General features: G+C 49.9%; 10 protein-coding genes. 9 read left to right on the forward strand and 1 reads right to left on the reverse strand.

What is annotated here, in order from left to right:
• Positions 1-31 precede the first annotated feature (31 nt).
• Both AC2D6U_RS08210 and AC2D6U_RS08215 read left to right on the forward strand, forming a co-directional pair.
• Positions 32-1,057 (forward strand): ligase-associated DNA damage response exonuclease, encoded by a 1,026-nt coding sequence (locus AC2D6U_RS08210; protein ID WP_484720472.1) that lies wholly within the window; start codon positions 32-34, stop codon positions 1,055-1,057.
• A complete protein-coding gene (locus AC2D6U_RS08215) occupies positions 1,054-2,643 on the forward strand; it encodes an ATP-dependent DNA ligase (RefSeq protein WP_484720473.1) in 1,590 nt (529 codons plus the stop codon). Before AC2D6U_RS08210 ends, AC2D6U_RS08215 begins: the two co-directional genes overlap by 4 nt.
• Here AC2D6U_RS08215 and AC2D6U_RS08220 read toward each other — a convergent pair.
• A complete protein-coding gene (locus AC2D6U_RS08220; RefSeq protein WP_484720474.1) occupies positions 2,640-3,506 on the reverse strand; it encodes a LysR family transcriptional regulator in 867 nt (288 codons plus the stop codon). The two genes, AC2D6U_RS08215 and AC2D6U_RS08220, sit on opposite strands and share 4 nt — an antisense overlap.
• Positions 3,507-3,595: 89 nt before the next feature.
• Between AC2D6U_RS08220 and hutH the strand changes: the two genes are divergently transcribed.
• The 7 genes from hutH (at position 3,596) to purL (ending at position 15,544) form a co-directional block, all read left to right on the forward strand.
• Positions 3,596-5,149: a histidine ammonia-lyase gene (gene hutH, locus AC2D6U_RS08225; protein WP_484720475.1), complete on the forward strand. Its 1,554-nt coding sequence runs from the start codon at positions 3,596-3,598 to the stop codon at positions 5,147-5,149.
• Positions 5,150-5,151: 2 nt separating this feature from the next.
• Positions 5,152-7,149 (forward strand): urocanate hydratase, encoded by a 1,998-nt coding sequence (locus tag AC2D6U_RS08230; RefSeq protein WP_484720476.1) that lies wholly within the window; start codon positions 5,152-5,154, stop codon positions 7,147-7,149.
• A gap of 8 nt (positions 7,150-7,157) precedes the next feature.
• Positions 7,158-8,390: an imidazolonepropionase gene (hutI, locus tag AC2D6U_RS08235; protein ID WP_484720477.1), complete on the forward strand. Its 1,233-nt coding sequence runs from the start codon at positions 7,158-7,160 to the stop codon at positions 8,388-8,390.
• 60 nt (positions 8,391-8,450) lie between these two features.
• The gene (locus AC2D6U_RS08240) at positions 8,451-9,557 is read left to right on the forward strand and encodes an Sb-PDE family phosphodiesterase (protein ID WP_484720478.1); all 1,107 of its coding nucleotides are present in this window, start codon (positions 8,451-8,453) and stop codon (positions 9,555-9,557) included.
• 102 nt (positions 9,558-9,659) lie between these two features.
• A complete protein-coding gene (locus tag AC2D6U_RS08245; RefSeq protein WP_484720479.1) occupies positions 9,660-11,252 on the forward strand; it encodes an amidohydrolase in 1,593 nt (530 codons plus the stop codon).
• Positions 11,245-11,598, forward strand: a complete 354-nt coding sequence (locus AC2D6U_RS08250; RefSeq protein ID WP_484720480.1) for a hypothetical protein — start codon at positions 11,245-11,247, stop codon at positions 11,596-11,598. The genes AC2D6U_RS08245 and AC2D6U_RS08250 overlap by 8 nt, the downstream gene beginning before the upstream one ends.
• A gap of 250 nt (positions 11,599-11,848) precedes the next feature.
• On the forward strand, positions 11,849-15,544 hold the full coding sequence (gene purL, locus AC2D6U_RS08255; RefSeq protein ID WP_484720481.1) for a phosphoribosylformylglycinamidine synthase: 3,696 nt from the start codon (positions 11,849-11,851) through the stop codon (positions 15,542-15,544).
• The last annotated feature ends 40 nt before the right edge of the window (positions 15,545-15,584 follow it).

Genomic DNA, 15,584 nt, shown 5'->3' on the forward strand with positions numbered 1-15,584 from the left:
TCCTTTTGATGATTTCTCGGTTAGAGAATATATGGCGCTACTTATTTTTAATAGCAACGGGATCTACTGCCCAAAAGCGGATGTCTACATCGATCCTTGGCGTCCGGTGAAAAAAGCCATCATTACCCATGCCCATGCCGATCATTCACGATGGGGCATGCAACACTACCTCGCTCATCCCTTGAGCATCCCAGTCATGCGGCTGCGCCTGGGCTCCGACATTGCTGTTCAGGGGCTCAACTATGGAGAAGCGCTCACCATCAACGGTGTCCAATTCAGTTTGCATCCGGCAGGACACATCCCTGGTTCTGCACAGGTCCGCGTTGCCTACAAAGGTGAGGTATGGGTTGTATCAGGAGATTACAAAACGGAAGACGATGGTTTATCAACTCCTTTTGAAGCTGTACGATGTCATCAATTCATCACAGAGTGCACCTTTGGCTTACCGGTGTATCGCTGGAAAGCTCAACATGAGGTCTTCGGGCAGGTGAATGATTGGTGGAGCCGAAACGCACAAGAAGGTCTGACCACTTTTATCACTGCCTATAGCTTAGGAAAAGCGCAACGGATCATCAAAAACATCGATCATTCGATTGGCAAGGTCTTTACCCATGGCGCCATTGAAAACACCAACGAGGTATTGCGGGAGGCAGGCCTCAACCTTCCTAGCACCACGCGAGTCACCAAAGAACTCAAGAAAAATGACCTTAAGGGAGGCTTGGTCATTGCACCTCCCTCAGCCATTAACACCCCCTGGATGCGGAAATTCAAACCTCTTTCCTTGGGCATTGCCTCCGGATGGATGCAGCTACGCGGTGCACGAAGGCGTCGAGCCGCTGACCGAGGTTTTGTCCTTTCCGATCATGCCGACTGGGACGGTCTGTTGAGCGCAATAAAAGCCACGGGAGCCGAACGGGTGATCACCACACACGGTTACACCAATGTATTCTCTCGTTACCTCAATGCCATCGGTATTGCCGCTGTTGAAGAAAAAACACTCTTTACGGGAGAAAGCATCGACGCGAGTGAAGAAGATAAACTGGAGGCAGAAGGATGAAAGCGTTCGCACAACTTTTCACCTCCTTGGACCAGACGAACTCGACGCTCAAAAAAGTCGCTGCACTCAAGGAGTATTTCGACACAGCCGATGCCAAAGACAAACTTTGGACCATCGCACTGCTGAGTCATAAACGACCGCGAAGAACCGTGAAAACGACTCTGCTTCGGCAATGGGCCGCAGAATTAGGCAATATTCCGGATTGGTTATTTGAAGAAGCCTATCACACCGTCGGCGATCTGGCCGAATCCATCGCCTTGATCGTCCCTGAGGGAAATGATCAGGCTCAAAAAACGCTGAGTGAGTGGATCGACACCATTCAAGCCTTACGCGATCGCTCAGACGAAGAAAAGAAAACAATCATTTGCCAAGCCTGGCAAGGCATGGGTGCCACAGAGCGCTTGGTGTTCAATAAACTCATTACCGGCGGCTTTCGCATGGGGGTGTCACAAAAACTGATGACCAGGGCATTGGCGCAGCACACGCAACTGGATGAAGCTGAACTTGCCCATCGGTTGATGGGGAATTGGAGCCCAAGCGATACCTCTTTTGATGAACTGCTCTTTGCCAGCAACCGTGCAGCCGACCTCTCGAAGCCTTATCCTTTTTACCTCGCCTACCCGCTTGACCAAGCACCGGCTGCATTGGGCAAAGAAGAAGATTGGGTCGTGGAAAGGAAATGGGATGGTATCCGAGGGCAAGTGATCGTGCGCGGAGGAGAGGTTTTTGTTTGGTCGCGAGGAGAAGAGCTGGTGACCGATCGCTTTCCTGAATTGGACTTTTTCAAAACACTCTTACCGGATGGAACCGCATTGGATGGAGAGATCATTCCCATAAAAAACGACATCCCACTTCCCTTTGGTGAATTGCAACGAAGAATTGGCCGTAAGACCATCGGCAAAAAGTTATTGGCCGAGGTCCCCATTCATTTGATCGCCTATGACCTCCTCGAGTACAAGGGGAAAGACCTTCGCTCCGCACCCTTAAAAGAAAGAAGAACGCAACTGGAAGCCTTGCATAGGGCTTGCACCCATAAACGCTTTCGTTTATCAGAAGCCATCGTTTTTCAAGACTGGAGCGAGCTGGATGCGATCAGAGAAAATTCACGCGCCACTCATTGCGAAGGGCTTATGTTGAAAAGGAAAGATTCTCCCTATCGTGTAGGTCGTAAAAAAGGCGATTGGTGGAAATGGAAAGTGGACCCGCTGGTGATCGATGCAGTCATGATCTATGCCCAAAAAGGACATGGACGAAGAGCCAACTTATACACCGATTTCACCTTCGCCGTTTGGGATGGCGAACAGCTGGTCCCTTTCACGAAGGCTTACTCCGGACTTACCGATGCAGAAATGAATGCGGTCGATGCTTTTGTGAAAAAAAATACCCTTGAGCGCTTTGGTCCGGTGCGCAGCGTGATACCCGAGTTGGTCTTTGAAATTGCCTTTGAAGGCATCAATCGATCGACACGGCATAAATCTGGTATTGCCCTTCGCTTTCCGCGCATCAACCGTTGGCGAAAGGACAAACCCACCTCGGAAGCCAACACCCTGAGCGATCTGCATGACCTGCTGAATCAGTACGGCTAAGCCATCAGCTCCAGAAACTTATTGAGCGAATCATTCCTGTTCTTCTCTGACCAAATGGCCAAGAGCTTAGTGCGTTGAGTTAAATGGGCCAAGGAAATAAAGTCAATGGCCAAATCAACTCCACTAGCCAAGGCAGAAGGCACGATGGCTACTCCCAATCGCTGTTCAACCAAACGGAAAATACTATTCGCTTGCACCGATCGATAGGCTACGGTGGGCTCAAACCCGTGGTCCTTGAAAATGCTCATGATGTTATCGAAATACTCCTGACTGTAGTCGTTGGAGAACAAGATGAAACGTTCTTCCTTGAAATCAGCCAAGGAATGAAAGGGCTGACATAAGGGATGCCCTTTGGCGACCACCAGCGAAAAAGAATCCTCAAAAACTGTCTGTTGCTGAAACCCTTTGTGCACATTTTCCAGGCGCACAAAACCAATGTCGATGGTATCATTGGCCAGTGCATCGAGCTGGTCCTTATTATTCAGTTCGTCCAATGAGGCATAAATGGACGGATGCTTGGCACTCAGTTTCTTCAATAAACGGGGGATGATGTTCTGCATGGCCGAACCCACAAAACCAATTTTGATCTCTCCCTCCTCTCCTTTTGCTTTTCTTCTTGTCGCCTCCACGACATTATCTACGTGATTAAGGATGAATTCCGCCTCCTCCATCAGGTATTCCCCCGCAGGCGTCAACGATACACTGCGCTTTGTTCGATTGAACAATTGAACCGCTAAATCAGCCTCTAGTTGCTGTATTTGCTTGGTAAGTGCGGGTTGTGTAATGAATAACTTTTCCGCTGCCTTGGCAAAGTGCAAGGCCTTGCCCAACATTAAGAACGATCGCAATGCTCGTAGTTCCATTTAATAACTTTTAGTAATTATTAGATAAATATATATCATTTATACGAATCAATAAGTCGGGTTATTTTTGATTATCCAACTCGATAACCATGGAAGTTTTTCATTACGGAATTGATCGTCTGACCAGCTCAACGGCTTTACGGATCGCTAAAGGCGAGCTAAAAGCCGCCTTAAGCCAAGAGAGTATTGACAGGGTGAATCAAAGCCAATCCTACGTCGATACCATCGTTGCTGCCGACACCACGGTGTATGGCATCAATACCGGTTTTGGCCCTTTGTGCAACACCAAGATCTCTGCTGCTGATACCAAGGAATTGCAATACAATATCCTCAAAAGCCATAGTGTCGGTGTTGGGAACCCCATCGATCAAGAGATCGCCAAGCTGATGCTGATCTTAAAGGTGCATTCCCTAGCTCGTGGCTTTTCGGGAATTCAACTGAGTACGCTAGAACGCATCATTTGGCACATCGATCATGACATCATTCCACTTGTTCCTGAAAAAGGCTCTGTAGGGGCTTCTGGTGACTTGGCTCCCTTAGCCCATTTATTCCTCCCGTTGATCGGCATGGGGGAAGTACTGGTCAAGGGTGAAAAATGGACAACAGAGGACTATTTCAACCAACATCACATCGCCCCGATCGAACTTGCGGCCAAAGAAGGGCTTGCTCTCATCAACGGAACCCAATTCATTGCGGCTCATGCCATTGAGGTGGTCGACAAATTGCATAATTGCTTAGATCATGCGGACATCATCGGCTCCATGATGATCGAAGCCTTAATGGGTTCGGTCAAACCTTTTCATCCTGAGCTGCACCGCATCCGTCCCTTTGAAGGCAATCAATGGGTGGCCCAGCGGGTCCGAAAGTTGCTCGAAGGCTCAGAGATCCTCAATGCCCATTTAGATTGTGATCGTGTGCAAGACCCGTATTCCTTACGCTGCATTCCTCAGGTCCATGGCAGCTCGAGAAATGCCTGGGCCCATCTGAAGGACCTTGTCGAAATTGAGATCAATGCCGTGACGGACAACCCGATCATCTTGAGTGCTGAAGAAACCATCAGTGGTGGTAACTTCCATGGACAACCCTTGGCCATGCCCTTAGACTACGCCACCTTGGCGGCATCAGAATTAGGGAATATATCCGATCGAAGAATATACCTATCGCTTGAAGGAAAAGTAGAGGGCTTGCCAGTCCTCTTGATGAAGAATACGGGCATAAACTCTGGGTTCATGCTACCACAATACACCTCTGCTGCCTTGGTCAGTGAGAACAAAAGCTTGTGCTTTCCGGCAAGTGCCGACAGTGTCCCGACCTCTTTGGGACAAGAAGACCACGTCAGCATGGGTTCGATCAGTGGCCGGAAGGCCTTGCAGGTGATCGGAAACCTCGAGCACATCCTGGCCATCGAGCTACTGTGCGCTGCACAGGCCTTTGACTTTAGAAGACCCTTGAAGTCTTCCGAAACACTGGAAGCTTGTCATTTACACATTCGACAAGTGATCGACCATGCCCATGCCGACCGCATCTTCGCCGATGACATCGAAAAAGCACATCAGATCATTTCAGCCCGGAAGCTCCCCAAACTGGTCAACATGAAGGAAGACTTCGACGCCAACTTGAGTGAAAAATTTAACGATTACTAAGCATGACATTCCAAGAAGAGATCTTACAGGGCATCCCATCTGTGCTACCCAAGTACCCTGAATTGGCAAGTGATGTCAACCGAGCACCCAAACGGAAAGACATCCTCAGTGCCGATGAAAAAAAATTGGCCATCGCCAACGCCTTAAGGTATCTCCCCAAGGAATGGCATACCACGCTCGCTCCTGAATTTCTGAACGAGCTGAACGAATTGGGCCGCATTTACATGTATCGCTTTATGCCGAGGTATGAGATCAAAGCACGACCGATCGACGACTATCCGGGTCAATCGATGCAAGCCAAGGCCATCATGCTCATGATTCAGAATAACCTGGATCATGCCATCGCGCAGCATCCATACGAATTGATCACTTATGGAGGCAACGGGGCCGTTTTTCAACATTGGGCTCAGTACCGCCTGACCATGCAGTACTTAGCCCAAATGACCGATCAACAAACCCTGGTGATGTATTCTGGTCATCCTTTGGGACTTTTCCCATCGCATGAACGTGCACCACGAGTGGTCATCACCAATGGCCTAATGATCCCGAACTATTCCCAGCCCGATGACTGGGAGAAATTCAATGCACTTGGCGTCACGCAATACGGTCAAATGACTGCGGGTTCTTACATGTACATTGGCCCCCAAGGCATCGTGCATGGCACCACCATTACGGTGTTGAATGCGGCCCGGATGAAACGCCCCGACGGTAATTTTAACGGGCTGCTATTCGTCACATCGGGTTTAGGCGGCATGAGCGGGGCGCAACCGAAAGCCGCAAAAATTGCAGGTGTGGTTTCCGTTACGGCTGAGGTAAATGCAAAAGCTGCTTACAAAAGACAAGCACAAGGCTGGGTCGATGTGGTGATCGAAGACCTGGCCGACCTCATCATTGCCGTAAAAGAAGCCAAGGCAGCCGGCTTGAATACCTCCTTTGCCTACCTAGGCAATATTGTAGAGATCTGGGAAGGGTTTCATGTGGCTGGTGTGCAAATCGATTTTGGCTCTGACCAAACGTCCTTGCACAATCCCTATGCCGGTGGTTATTACCCGGTCGGGATGACCTATGAGGAAGCCAATGAAATGATGGCAAATGATCCGAACACCTTCAAAACCACGGTACAGGAAAGCCTACGACGGCATGCGCATGCCATCAACCAACACACGGCATCCGGCACCTATTTCTTCGATTATGGCAATGCCTTTCTCTTAGAAGCCAGTCGTGCTGGCGCTGAGGTGATGGCAGAAAACAAGATCGACTTCAGGTATCCGAGCTATGTGCAAGACATCATGGGACCTCTTTGCTTTGATTACGGTTTTGGGCCTTTCCGATGGGTTTGTTCTTCAGGGCAACAAACCGATCTCGACTTCACCGATCAATTGGCGGCAAGCGTGATCGAAGAAATGCTCAAGGAAGCTCCCGATGAGATCAAGCCTCAACTCCAGGATAATTTACACTGGGTAAAAGAAGCCAAACAAAACGAACTGGTCGTGGGGTCAAAAGCACGCATCCTCTATGCCGATGCCGAAGGACGTATGCGCATTGCCAGCGCCTTCAATCAAGCCATTCGGGAAGGTAAGATCGGCCCTGTGGTCTTGGGCCGAGACCATCACGATGTTTCCGGAACAGATTCCCCCTACCGTGAGACCTCCAATATTTATGATGGCTCTCAATTCACTGCCGACATGGCGGTGCAGAACTTTGCCGGTGATGCCTTTCGAGGAGCCACTTGGGTATCACTCCATAATGGTGGAGGTGTCGGATGGGGAGAAGTGATCAATGGAGGCTTTGGTATGCTGTTGGATGGTTCCGATGTCGCGGACGAGAAATTGCATCAGATGCTTTTTTGGGATGTCAATAACGGCATTGCCAGAAGAAATTGGGCTCGAAACCCCAATGCCATGAGCACCATCCAACGTGCCATGAAATCACAAAATCAGCTGCAAGTCACTGTCCCGAATTTGGTTGATCAGCAACTATTAAACGATCTAAATCTTTAACTTGAATCATGGCCAAGGTATTCATTAACATTTCCGAGCTCTACCAACCCCGAGACAAAAGTACTCCTCTGCTGAAAGGTGCAGCCATGGCTGAATTACCCAGTGTAACGAAGGCGTACCTAAAAGTCTCCAACGGATTGATCGAGTCCTTCGGCCCCATGGAAGAGCTGACCGCAACACCTACTGACGAGGTCATCGACCTAAAAAATCGCATGGTGACCCCTGCCTTTGTGGACAGTCATACCCACATGGTCTTTGCAGCCGATCGAGACGAAGAGTTTGTCATGAAAACCAAGGGCATGAACTACCAGGACATTGCCCAAGCCGGAGGCGGCATTCTGAATTCGGCCAGAAGGCTACAAGAGACCCCACTGGAAGACTTGTTAGAAAGTGCCCAGCAACGAGTGCAGGAGGCGATCTTGGCGGGCACAGGGGCTCTTGAGATCAAAAGCGGGTATGGACTTTCCTTTGAGGCTGAGCTGAAAATGCTGCAGGTGATCGCGCAGCTAAAAGAACGCATGGATATTCCCATCAAAGCCACCTTTTTGGGTGCGCATGCCTATCCCAATGCAGACAAAGGGGCCTATATGGACCTTCTCATCAATGACTTACTCCCGGAGATCAGCAAGCAAGGACTTGCCGACTTTATCGATTGCTTTTGTGAGGAAGGCTATTTCTCTGTTGAAGACATGCACCGCTTGCTCGAAGCAGGTCAACAGCACGGACTGCGGCCGAAGGTGCACGTCAATCAGTTCAATGCCATTGGAGGCATTGAAAAAGCCATTGCGTTTGGCGCGCTATCGGTGGATCATCTGGAGGTACTCCCGGACGAAGAGATTCGATTATTGAAGAAGGGGAACACCATTCCGGTCGCCTTGCCAGGTTGTTCCTATTTCTTGAACATTGACTTTGCTCCCGGAAGAAAGATCATCGACCAAGGGCTACCCTTAGTGATCGCCTCAGATTTCAACCCCGGTTCGGCCCCCTCCTTCAACATGAGCATGATCAACAGTTTGGCCTGCTCAAAAATGAAGTTATTACCAAATGAGGCCTTCAATGCCTCTACCCTCAATGCCGCATTTGCCTTGGAGCTAGATGAGGAAGTCGGTTCCATTACGGTTGGCAAAAGAGCCAACTTCTTGGTTGGGAAAGCAGGCAAGCGGCTCAATTCCATCAGCTACAATTTTGGCGTGCACTGGATCGATCAGGTCTACGTCAACGGCAAGGAATTCACAATTTGATCAACTGAATTAATGATGAGGTAATCTAGGTTGCTTATCTTCATCCAAACCCATTGCACCATGAAGAAATTCATCCTCCCTTTTCTGTTTTTTGCTCTGACACTTCAGGCCCAGCAGCACAACCATTCCTTCGGAAGAAAAATAGTGTTTCCTGACGTCTCGGGCTTCCTCACGCTAAAGTCAGACCTCCACATCCATACCGTCTTTTCCGATGGCAGTGTCTGGCCCGACATCCGAGTGCAAGAAGCCATCCGTGATGGTCTGGACGTGATCTCTTTGACGGAGCACCTCGAATACCAACCCCATGAAGAGGACATCCCACATCCGAATAGAAACCGATCCTATGAGCTGGCCCTACGCTTGGCTGAGAATAGCGACCTCATGATCGTGCGCGGCTCGGAGATCACCAGAAGCATGCCGCCCGGACACTCGAATGCCATTTTCATAGAGGATGCCAATAAAATGGTCAAGGACGATGCTATGGATGCCTTTGGAGAAGCACAAGAGCAAAAAGCCTTTGTCTTTTGGAATCACCCGACCTGGACCGGACAAGAAACGGATGGCATTGCCAAATTATACGACCTGCACGAAGAGTTGATCGAAAAAGGATTATTGCACGGCATTGAGGTCGTCAATATGGACACCTATTCAGAAGAAGCGCTGCAGATCGCATTGGATCATAACCTCACCATCATGGGGACCTCGGATGTCCACGGGCTGATCGATTGGGATTATGAAACCCAGCACGGCGGTCACCGCCCCATCACCTTGATCTTCGCCGAAAAAAGAACCGAAGCCGCCATGCAGGCCGCCTTGGAAGCAGGCAGAACGGTGGTTTGGTACAATGACTTATTGATCGGTCGCGTAGAACACATGAACTTATTGCTCGATGCCTCGGTAGCTGTTGAATCGGTCAACTATCCCGGTGACACCCAAGTAGCACATGTACAGGTGAAGAACAACTCCGACGCCAAGTTGATGCTGCAGAACCTTAGTGACTTCACCTTTTACGATACGGCCGACATCATAGAATTGGCTCCACAAGCAACCACGACATTGAAAGTCAAGACGGGAAAACGGCTCAAAGGATTCGACATGCAGTTCAAGGTGCTCAACGCCATTGTGGCGCCCAAAGAGCAGGCAACCTTTATCCTCAAGGTGAATTAAGTCTCTTTCTGCCTTTCTTTTTCCCGGGAAAAATCGAATCACTAGTTTTTATTACGCAGATTAATTTTTGAATGTGTATTTTGACTCTTCAACCTTAACATCATGAAGAGAATTTTACCCCTCATTGCCGCGATCCTAGTGATCTCAAATTCCTTAACGGCGCAACAAAAAATTTCCAAAAAGAAGATCGAGAAGCTCAAAGAAGAAGTAGCCGAGATCGTTCAAAATAACCACAAGCAAACACAGGTGATGGTCGATAAGATCTTCAGCTTCGCGGAGCTGGGCTTTCAAGAAGTGGAGTCCTCCGCTTACCTATCTGGTATTTTGGAGGCCAACGGATTTGAGATCACCCAGTCTGTTTCCGGTATTCCCACTGCTTGGTTTGCCCGATGGAGCAATGGCGAAGGACCGACCATCGCCTTAGGTAGTGATGTGGACTGCATTCCCAAAGCCAGTCAATACCCCGGCGTAGCCTACCACAAGCCTATGGTAGAAGGCGCTCCCGGACATGGAGAAGGACACAATGCGGGCATACCGCTCAACATAACCGCAGCCTTGGCAGTGAAAGAGATCATGGAGCGTGAAAACATCGGAGGCACCTTGGTGCTCTGGCCAGGCATTGCCGAAGAATTGGTAGCAGCGAAGGCCTGGTACACCCGCGATGGCCTCTTCGACGACATCGACATCTGCTTTTTCACCCATGTCAGCAGCAACATGGCCGTTTCCTACGGTCAGGCCAGCGGCACAGGACTTATCTCCGTAGAATACACCTTCGATGGTGAGGCAGCGCATGGAGCCGGTGCCCCCTGGCGCGGACGCTCGGCCTTAGATGCCGTGGAGCTCATGAACGTGGGCTGGAACTACAAGCGCGAACACCTGCATCCGTTAAAACGCTCGCATTCTATCATCACTGATGGCGGCGACCAGCCGAATGTGGTGCCATCCAAAGCCTCGATCTGGTATTATTTCCGCGATGTAACCTATGAAGGCATCATGGACATGTACGAAGACGCCAATAACATTGCACAAGGGGCTGCACTGATGACGGACACCAAAATGAGCTCGCGCATCTTAGGCACCGCCTGGCCTAGACACTTCAACAAGGTCATGGCCGAGACCATGTTCGAGAACATCCAGCAAATCGGTCTTCCGGAATGGTCGGCAGCAGATCATGCCTTGGCCAAAGCCGTGCAAGAAGAGGTCGGCTCAAACCCACGCGGCCTGAGCACGGAATTAGCAAATCTTGGCCTACCGGTGAAACAACCCGTTAGCGGGGGGTCAGATGATATTGGCGATGTAAGCTGGGTCGTACCTACCGTGACCTTACGGTTCCCTTCGAACATCCCCGGATTGCAAGGCCACCACTGGAGCAATGCCATCGCCATGGCGACACCCATCGCGCACAAAGGGGTCACCGCAGGGGCTAAAGTAGAGGCCATGACCATTCTCGACTTCTTGTTGAAGCCGGAATTGGTGGAGCAATCGTGGGATTACTTCAACAACGTTCAGCGCAAAGAAACCCAATACCAACCCATGATCGGCGCAGACAACATGCCACCGACTTATTTGAATAAGGGCATTCAAGACCAGTTTCGTCCGCAATTAGAAAAGTTCTACTACGACGAAACGAAATTTGATTCCTACCTCGAGCAGTTGGGTGTGAGCTATCCGACCCTCAAGAAAAAGGATGATTGAGTTAAGCCATACCTGGATCAAATTCGATGAGCGTATTCAGCCACAAGCAGAAGACATCTTGCGTTGCTCGCTTGACGATGAGGTCATTCATTATGAGGTGGTGGGTCCATCTAGTTTGGCAGGTTTCCTAGAGCTCAGAAAAATCATTGGCTGGAATGAGGAAGCGTTGACACTGGACGAACATAAGAGGAATTTGTCCTTCAGGAAACTATTGGATGATGCCTACGAGCTCCTGGTTCCGGTAGAAACCTCAACAGGATGGCCTGAAAATAAACAAGAAGCCATTGCGCTCGTGCAGGGACTTGTCAAGGAAAACTCGAGGCGGAGAATTTCGAAGATTTTATAACAAATAACCTCTACCTGGGGCAATTCATCCGCAATAACTTCGGCATGTGGCTCAATTATGAAGCACTGTACGAAGCGTATGGGCTTAAGCCCGGTGATGCAGACCAACTTTCTGACTTGGTACTGAGGTCATTTTACGAAGCAAGCACGGCGAATGAATAGATTCATCATCCCTCTGGCGAGGGTATGAATTTGTCCCAAATCTTTTGCTAATTTTGCGACTTGATTAACATCCTAAGAAGGACGCTCTAATGATTCAATTTTTCGATGCCGGTCAAGGCAAAATCTATGCGGTAGGTACCTCAACCGCTATTTCAGCAAATGACCTCCCCAAACTCCAGTGGCTCTTTGGTAACGCGACCCTAAAAGACGAACAAGCATTAAGTGGTTTTTTCGTGGGTCCACGCAAAGAAATGATCACGCCATGGAGTACAAATGCGGTGGAGATCACCCAAAACATGGGCATTTCCGGTATAGAGCGGATCGAAGAATTTGAAGAGGTCGCCAGCGAGCAAGTGGCTTTTGACCCGATGCTCCAAGTGCTTTACAAAGTGCTTGATCAACACCTCTACACCATCGACAGCACCCCTGCACCTGTCCAGTTCATCGACGACATTGCGGCCTACAATGCGCAAGAGGGACTCGCGCTGAACGAAGAAGAAATTACTTACCTGAATGAGGTAGCCGATAAACTGGGTAGAAAACTGACCGATGGTGAGGTATTCGGCTTTTCACAAGTCAATTCCGAGCATTGCCGTCACAAGATTTTCAATGGCATTTTCATCATCGATGGGCAAGAAATGCCTTCCTCTCTGTTCAAATTGATCAGAAAGACGTCAAACGAACACCCAAACAAGCTGGTCTCTGCCTACAAAGACAATGTGGCCTTTATCGAAGGACCTACCGTTGAGCAGTTCGCACAAGCTTCACAAGACAAAGCCGATTGGTTCGAAACCCGGGACTTTGAGTCCGTCATCTCGCTCAAGGCAGAGACGCATAACTTCCCCACCACAGTAGAACCCTTCAATGGTGCCGCTACTGGTTCTGGAGGAGAGATCAGGGACCGCATGGCCGGTGGAAAAGGTTCCATGCCATTAGCAGGAACCGCTGTGTACATGACCTCCTACTCGCGTCTTGAAAAAGACAGAAACTGGGAGCAGAACATGCCGGAACGCAAATGGCTCTACCAAACCCCAATGGACATCCTGATCAAAGCCTCGAATGGTGCTTCTGATTTTGGCAATAAATTCGGGCAGCCCCTCATCTCCGGTTCTGTACTCACTTTTGAGCACGAGGAAGACGGAAAGAAATACGGTTTCGACAAAGTGATCATGTTAGCCGGTGGTATCGGTTATGGAAAAAAAGCAGATGCCTTAAAAGACACCCCGGAAACCGGTGATAAAGTCGTGGTGATGGGTGGTGACAACTACCGCATCGGCATGGGCGGTGGCGCGGTTTCTTCTGTCGACACGGGAGAGTTCGCTAGCGGCATCGAGCTGAACGCCATTCAGCGATCGAATCCGGAAATGCAAAAAAGGGTCTACAATGCCGTGCGTGCCATGGCGGAAAGAGCCGAAAACCCAATCGTTTCCATCCATGATCATGGGGCAGGTGGTCATTTGAACTGCTTGTCCGAATTGGTGGAAGAAACAGGCGGTACCATCGACGTGAAAAAATTACCGGTTGGTGACCCTACTCTATCAGACAAGGAGATCATCGGCAACGAATCACAAGAACGCATGGGCCTTGTGATGAAAGAAAAAGACATTGAATACATGCAGCGTGTCGCAGAACGTGAGCGCGCCCCAATGTATGTGGTGGGTGACATTACGGGCGACCATCACTTCAAATTTGAAAACAAGGTCAGCGGACAAAATCCCATGGACTGGGAATTGGCCCACATGTTCGGCTCATCGCCGACCACCATCCTGGAAGACAGTTCTACCGACACCAATTTTGCAGAGGTCAGCTACGACATCAAGCAATTGCAAGATTACCTGAATGCGGTATTGCAATTGGAAGCGGTGGCCTGTAAAGACTGGTTGACCAACAAGGTCGACCGTTGTGTGACGGGTCGCGTGGCCAAACAACAATGTGCGGGTCCTATTCAGCTCCCTTTGAATAATGTGGGCGTAATGGCCCTCGACTACCGAGGCATCAAAGGCATTGCCACCTCCATTGGCCATGCCCCTATTTCTGCCTTGATCGATCCGGTTGCCGGTTCTCAACTCTCCGTTGCCGAATCCCTCACCAACATCATCTTCGCTCCCATCACCGATGGCCTCAAAGGCATCTCCCTGTCGGCTAACTGGATGTGGCCAGCCAAGAATGCGGGCGAAAATGCACGCCTCTATGAAGGCGTTAAAGGACTTTCTGACTTCGTTTGTGAGTTGGGCATCAATGTACCGACCGGAAAGGATTCCATGTCGATGACGCAGAAATACAAAGACGAGGTGGTTTATGCCCCGGGCACGGTCATCGTGTCGGCTGTTGGCGAAGTCAGCGACCTGAAAAAGGTGGTGGAACCCGTGATCCAAAAAGAATTTGAGTCTACCCTGCTCTACGTTGACCTTTCGGGCGACGAATTCAAACTCGGTGGAAGTTCATTCGCACAAGTGGTCGGCAAGATCGGCACCAATGCTCCGACGATCAAATCGGCGGCTACTTTTGCCGGTACCTTCGATTACATCCAAGACCTGATCAAAGCCGATAAGATCATGGCAGGACATGACGTCTCTGCTGGTGGTTTGATCACTGCCTTACTCGAAATGACCTTTGCGCAGGTAGATGCAGGTATTGCCATCGACCTCAAAGCCATTACTGAAGCCGATGACATCTCGGTCTTCTTCTCAGAAAAACCTGCCCTAGTGCTCCAAGTCGCCAATGCACATGTGGCCGAGATCGTGGGACAGCTGAGCGCATTGGGCACAACAGTCTATGAATTGGGCGCACCGATCGGAGAACCGATCCTTTCCATTCAAACGAATACACAAAGCTATTTGCTCGACATACCGAGCTTAAGAGACACCTGGTACAAAACTTCTTACCTGCTTGATCAAAAACAGTCGGGTGAAGCCATGGCGAAAAAACGCTTTGAGAACTACAAGTTACAACCGCTAACCTTTGAATTTCCTGAAGCCTTCGAAGGACAATATGCGGCACTTGGCCTGAACCCGGACCGCAAGGAACGCACGGGCATCAAAGCAGCGATCATCAGAGAAAAAGGCGTGAATGGCGACCGTGAAATGGCCTATGCCATGCACTTGGCAGGCTTCGATGTCAAGGATGTGCACATGACCGACCTGATCGTAGGTAGAGAAGACCTCAGCGATGTCAATTTTATCGCCTTTGTGGGAGGATTTTCCAACTCCGACGTCTTGGGTTCTGCCAAAGGCTGGGCCGGTGCCTTCTTGTACAACGAAAAAGCAAAAGCCGCACTCGATAACTTCTACGCCAGAGAAGACACCATCTCACTAGGGATCTGTAACGGGTGTCAGCTGATGGGCGAATTAGGCCTGCTCTACCCTGAGCATCAACAGCATCCACACCTCGACCACAACGTGGCGCATAAATTTGAATCCGGTTTTGTCAATGTGACCATTCCAGAAAACAATTCCGTGATGCTGGGCTCCTTATCGGGCAGCCGACTGGGCATCTGGGTAGCGCACGGCGAAGGCCGTTTCAATCTTCCGGAAGCAGAAAGCGCCTACCATGTGATCGCCAAATACAGCTATGAGGCCTATCCGGCTTCACCCAATGGCTCTGACTATGACGTGGCCGGTTTGGCCAGCAAAGACGGGCGACACTTGGCCATTATGCCGCACTTTGAGCGCTCGATCTTCCCATGGAACTGGGCACATTATCCGGCTGAGCAAAAAGCGGATGTCTTAAGCCCGTGGATCAAGGCCTTTATGAACGCCAGAGACTGGGTAGCCGAACGGGTGTAACATGCGAAGATTTTGGGATCATTGTACCCTGTGCTGGGGA

This window comes from Roseivirga sp. YIW32, from assembly GCF_057219245.1.

Excerpts from the sequence above, each read along its gene's own strand:
- AC2D6U_RS08210 (WP_484720472.1), top strand. The coding sequence starts at position 32 with ATGGCGCTACTTATTTTTAATAGCAACGGGATCTACTGCCCAAAAGCG.
- AC2D6U_RS08215 (WP_484720473.1), top strand. The coding sequence starts at position 1,054 with ATGAAAGCGTTCGCACAACTTTTCACCTCCTTGGACCAGACGAACTCG.
- AC2D6U_RS08220 (WP_484720474.1), bottom strand. The coding sequence starts at position 3,506 with ATGGAACTACGAGCATTGCGATCGTTCTTAATGTTGGGCAAGGCCTTG.
- hutH (WP_484720475.1), top strand. The coding sequence starts at position 3,596 with ATGGAAGTTTTTCATTACGGAATTGATCGTCTGACCAGCTCAACGGCT.
- AC2D6U_RS08230 (WP_484720476.1), top strand. The coding sequence starts at position 5,152 with ATGACATTCCAAGAAGAGATCTTACAGGGCATCCCATCTGTGCTACCC.
- hutI (WP_484720477.1), top strand. The coding sequence starts at position 7,158 with ATGGCCAAGGTATTCATTAACATTTCCGAGCTCTACCAACCCCGAGAC.
- AC2D6U_RS08240 (WP_484720478.1), top strand. The coding sequence starts at position 8,451 with ATGAAGAAATTCATCCTCCCTTTTCTGTTTTTTGCTCTGACACTTCAG.
- AC2D6U_RS08245 (WP_484720479.1), top strand. The coding sequence starts at position 9,660 with ATGAAGAGAATTTTACCCCTCATTGCCGCGATCCTAGTGATCTCAAAT.
- AC2D6U_RS08250 (WP_484720480.1), top strand. The coding sequence starts at position 11,245 with ATGATTGAGTTAAGCCATACCTGGATCAAATTCGATGAGCGTATTCAG.
- purL (WP_484720481.1), top strand. The coding sequence starts at position 11,849 with ATGATTCAATTTTTCGATGCCGGTCAAGGCAAAATCTATGCGGTAGGT.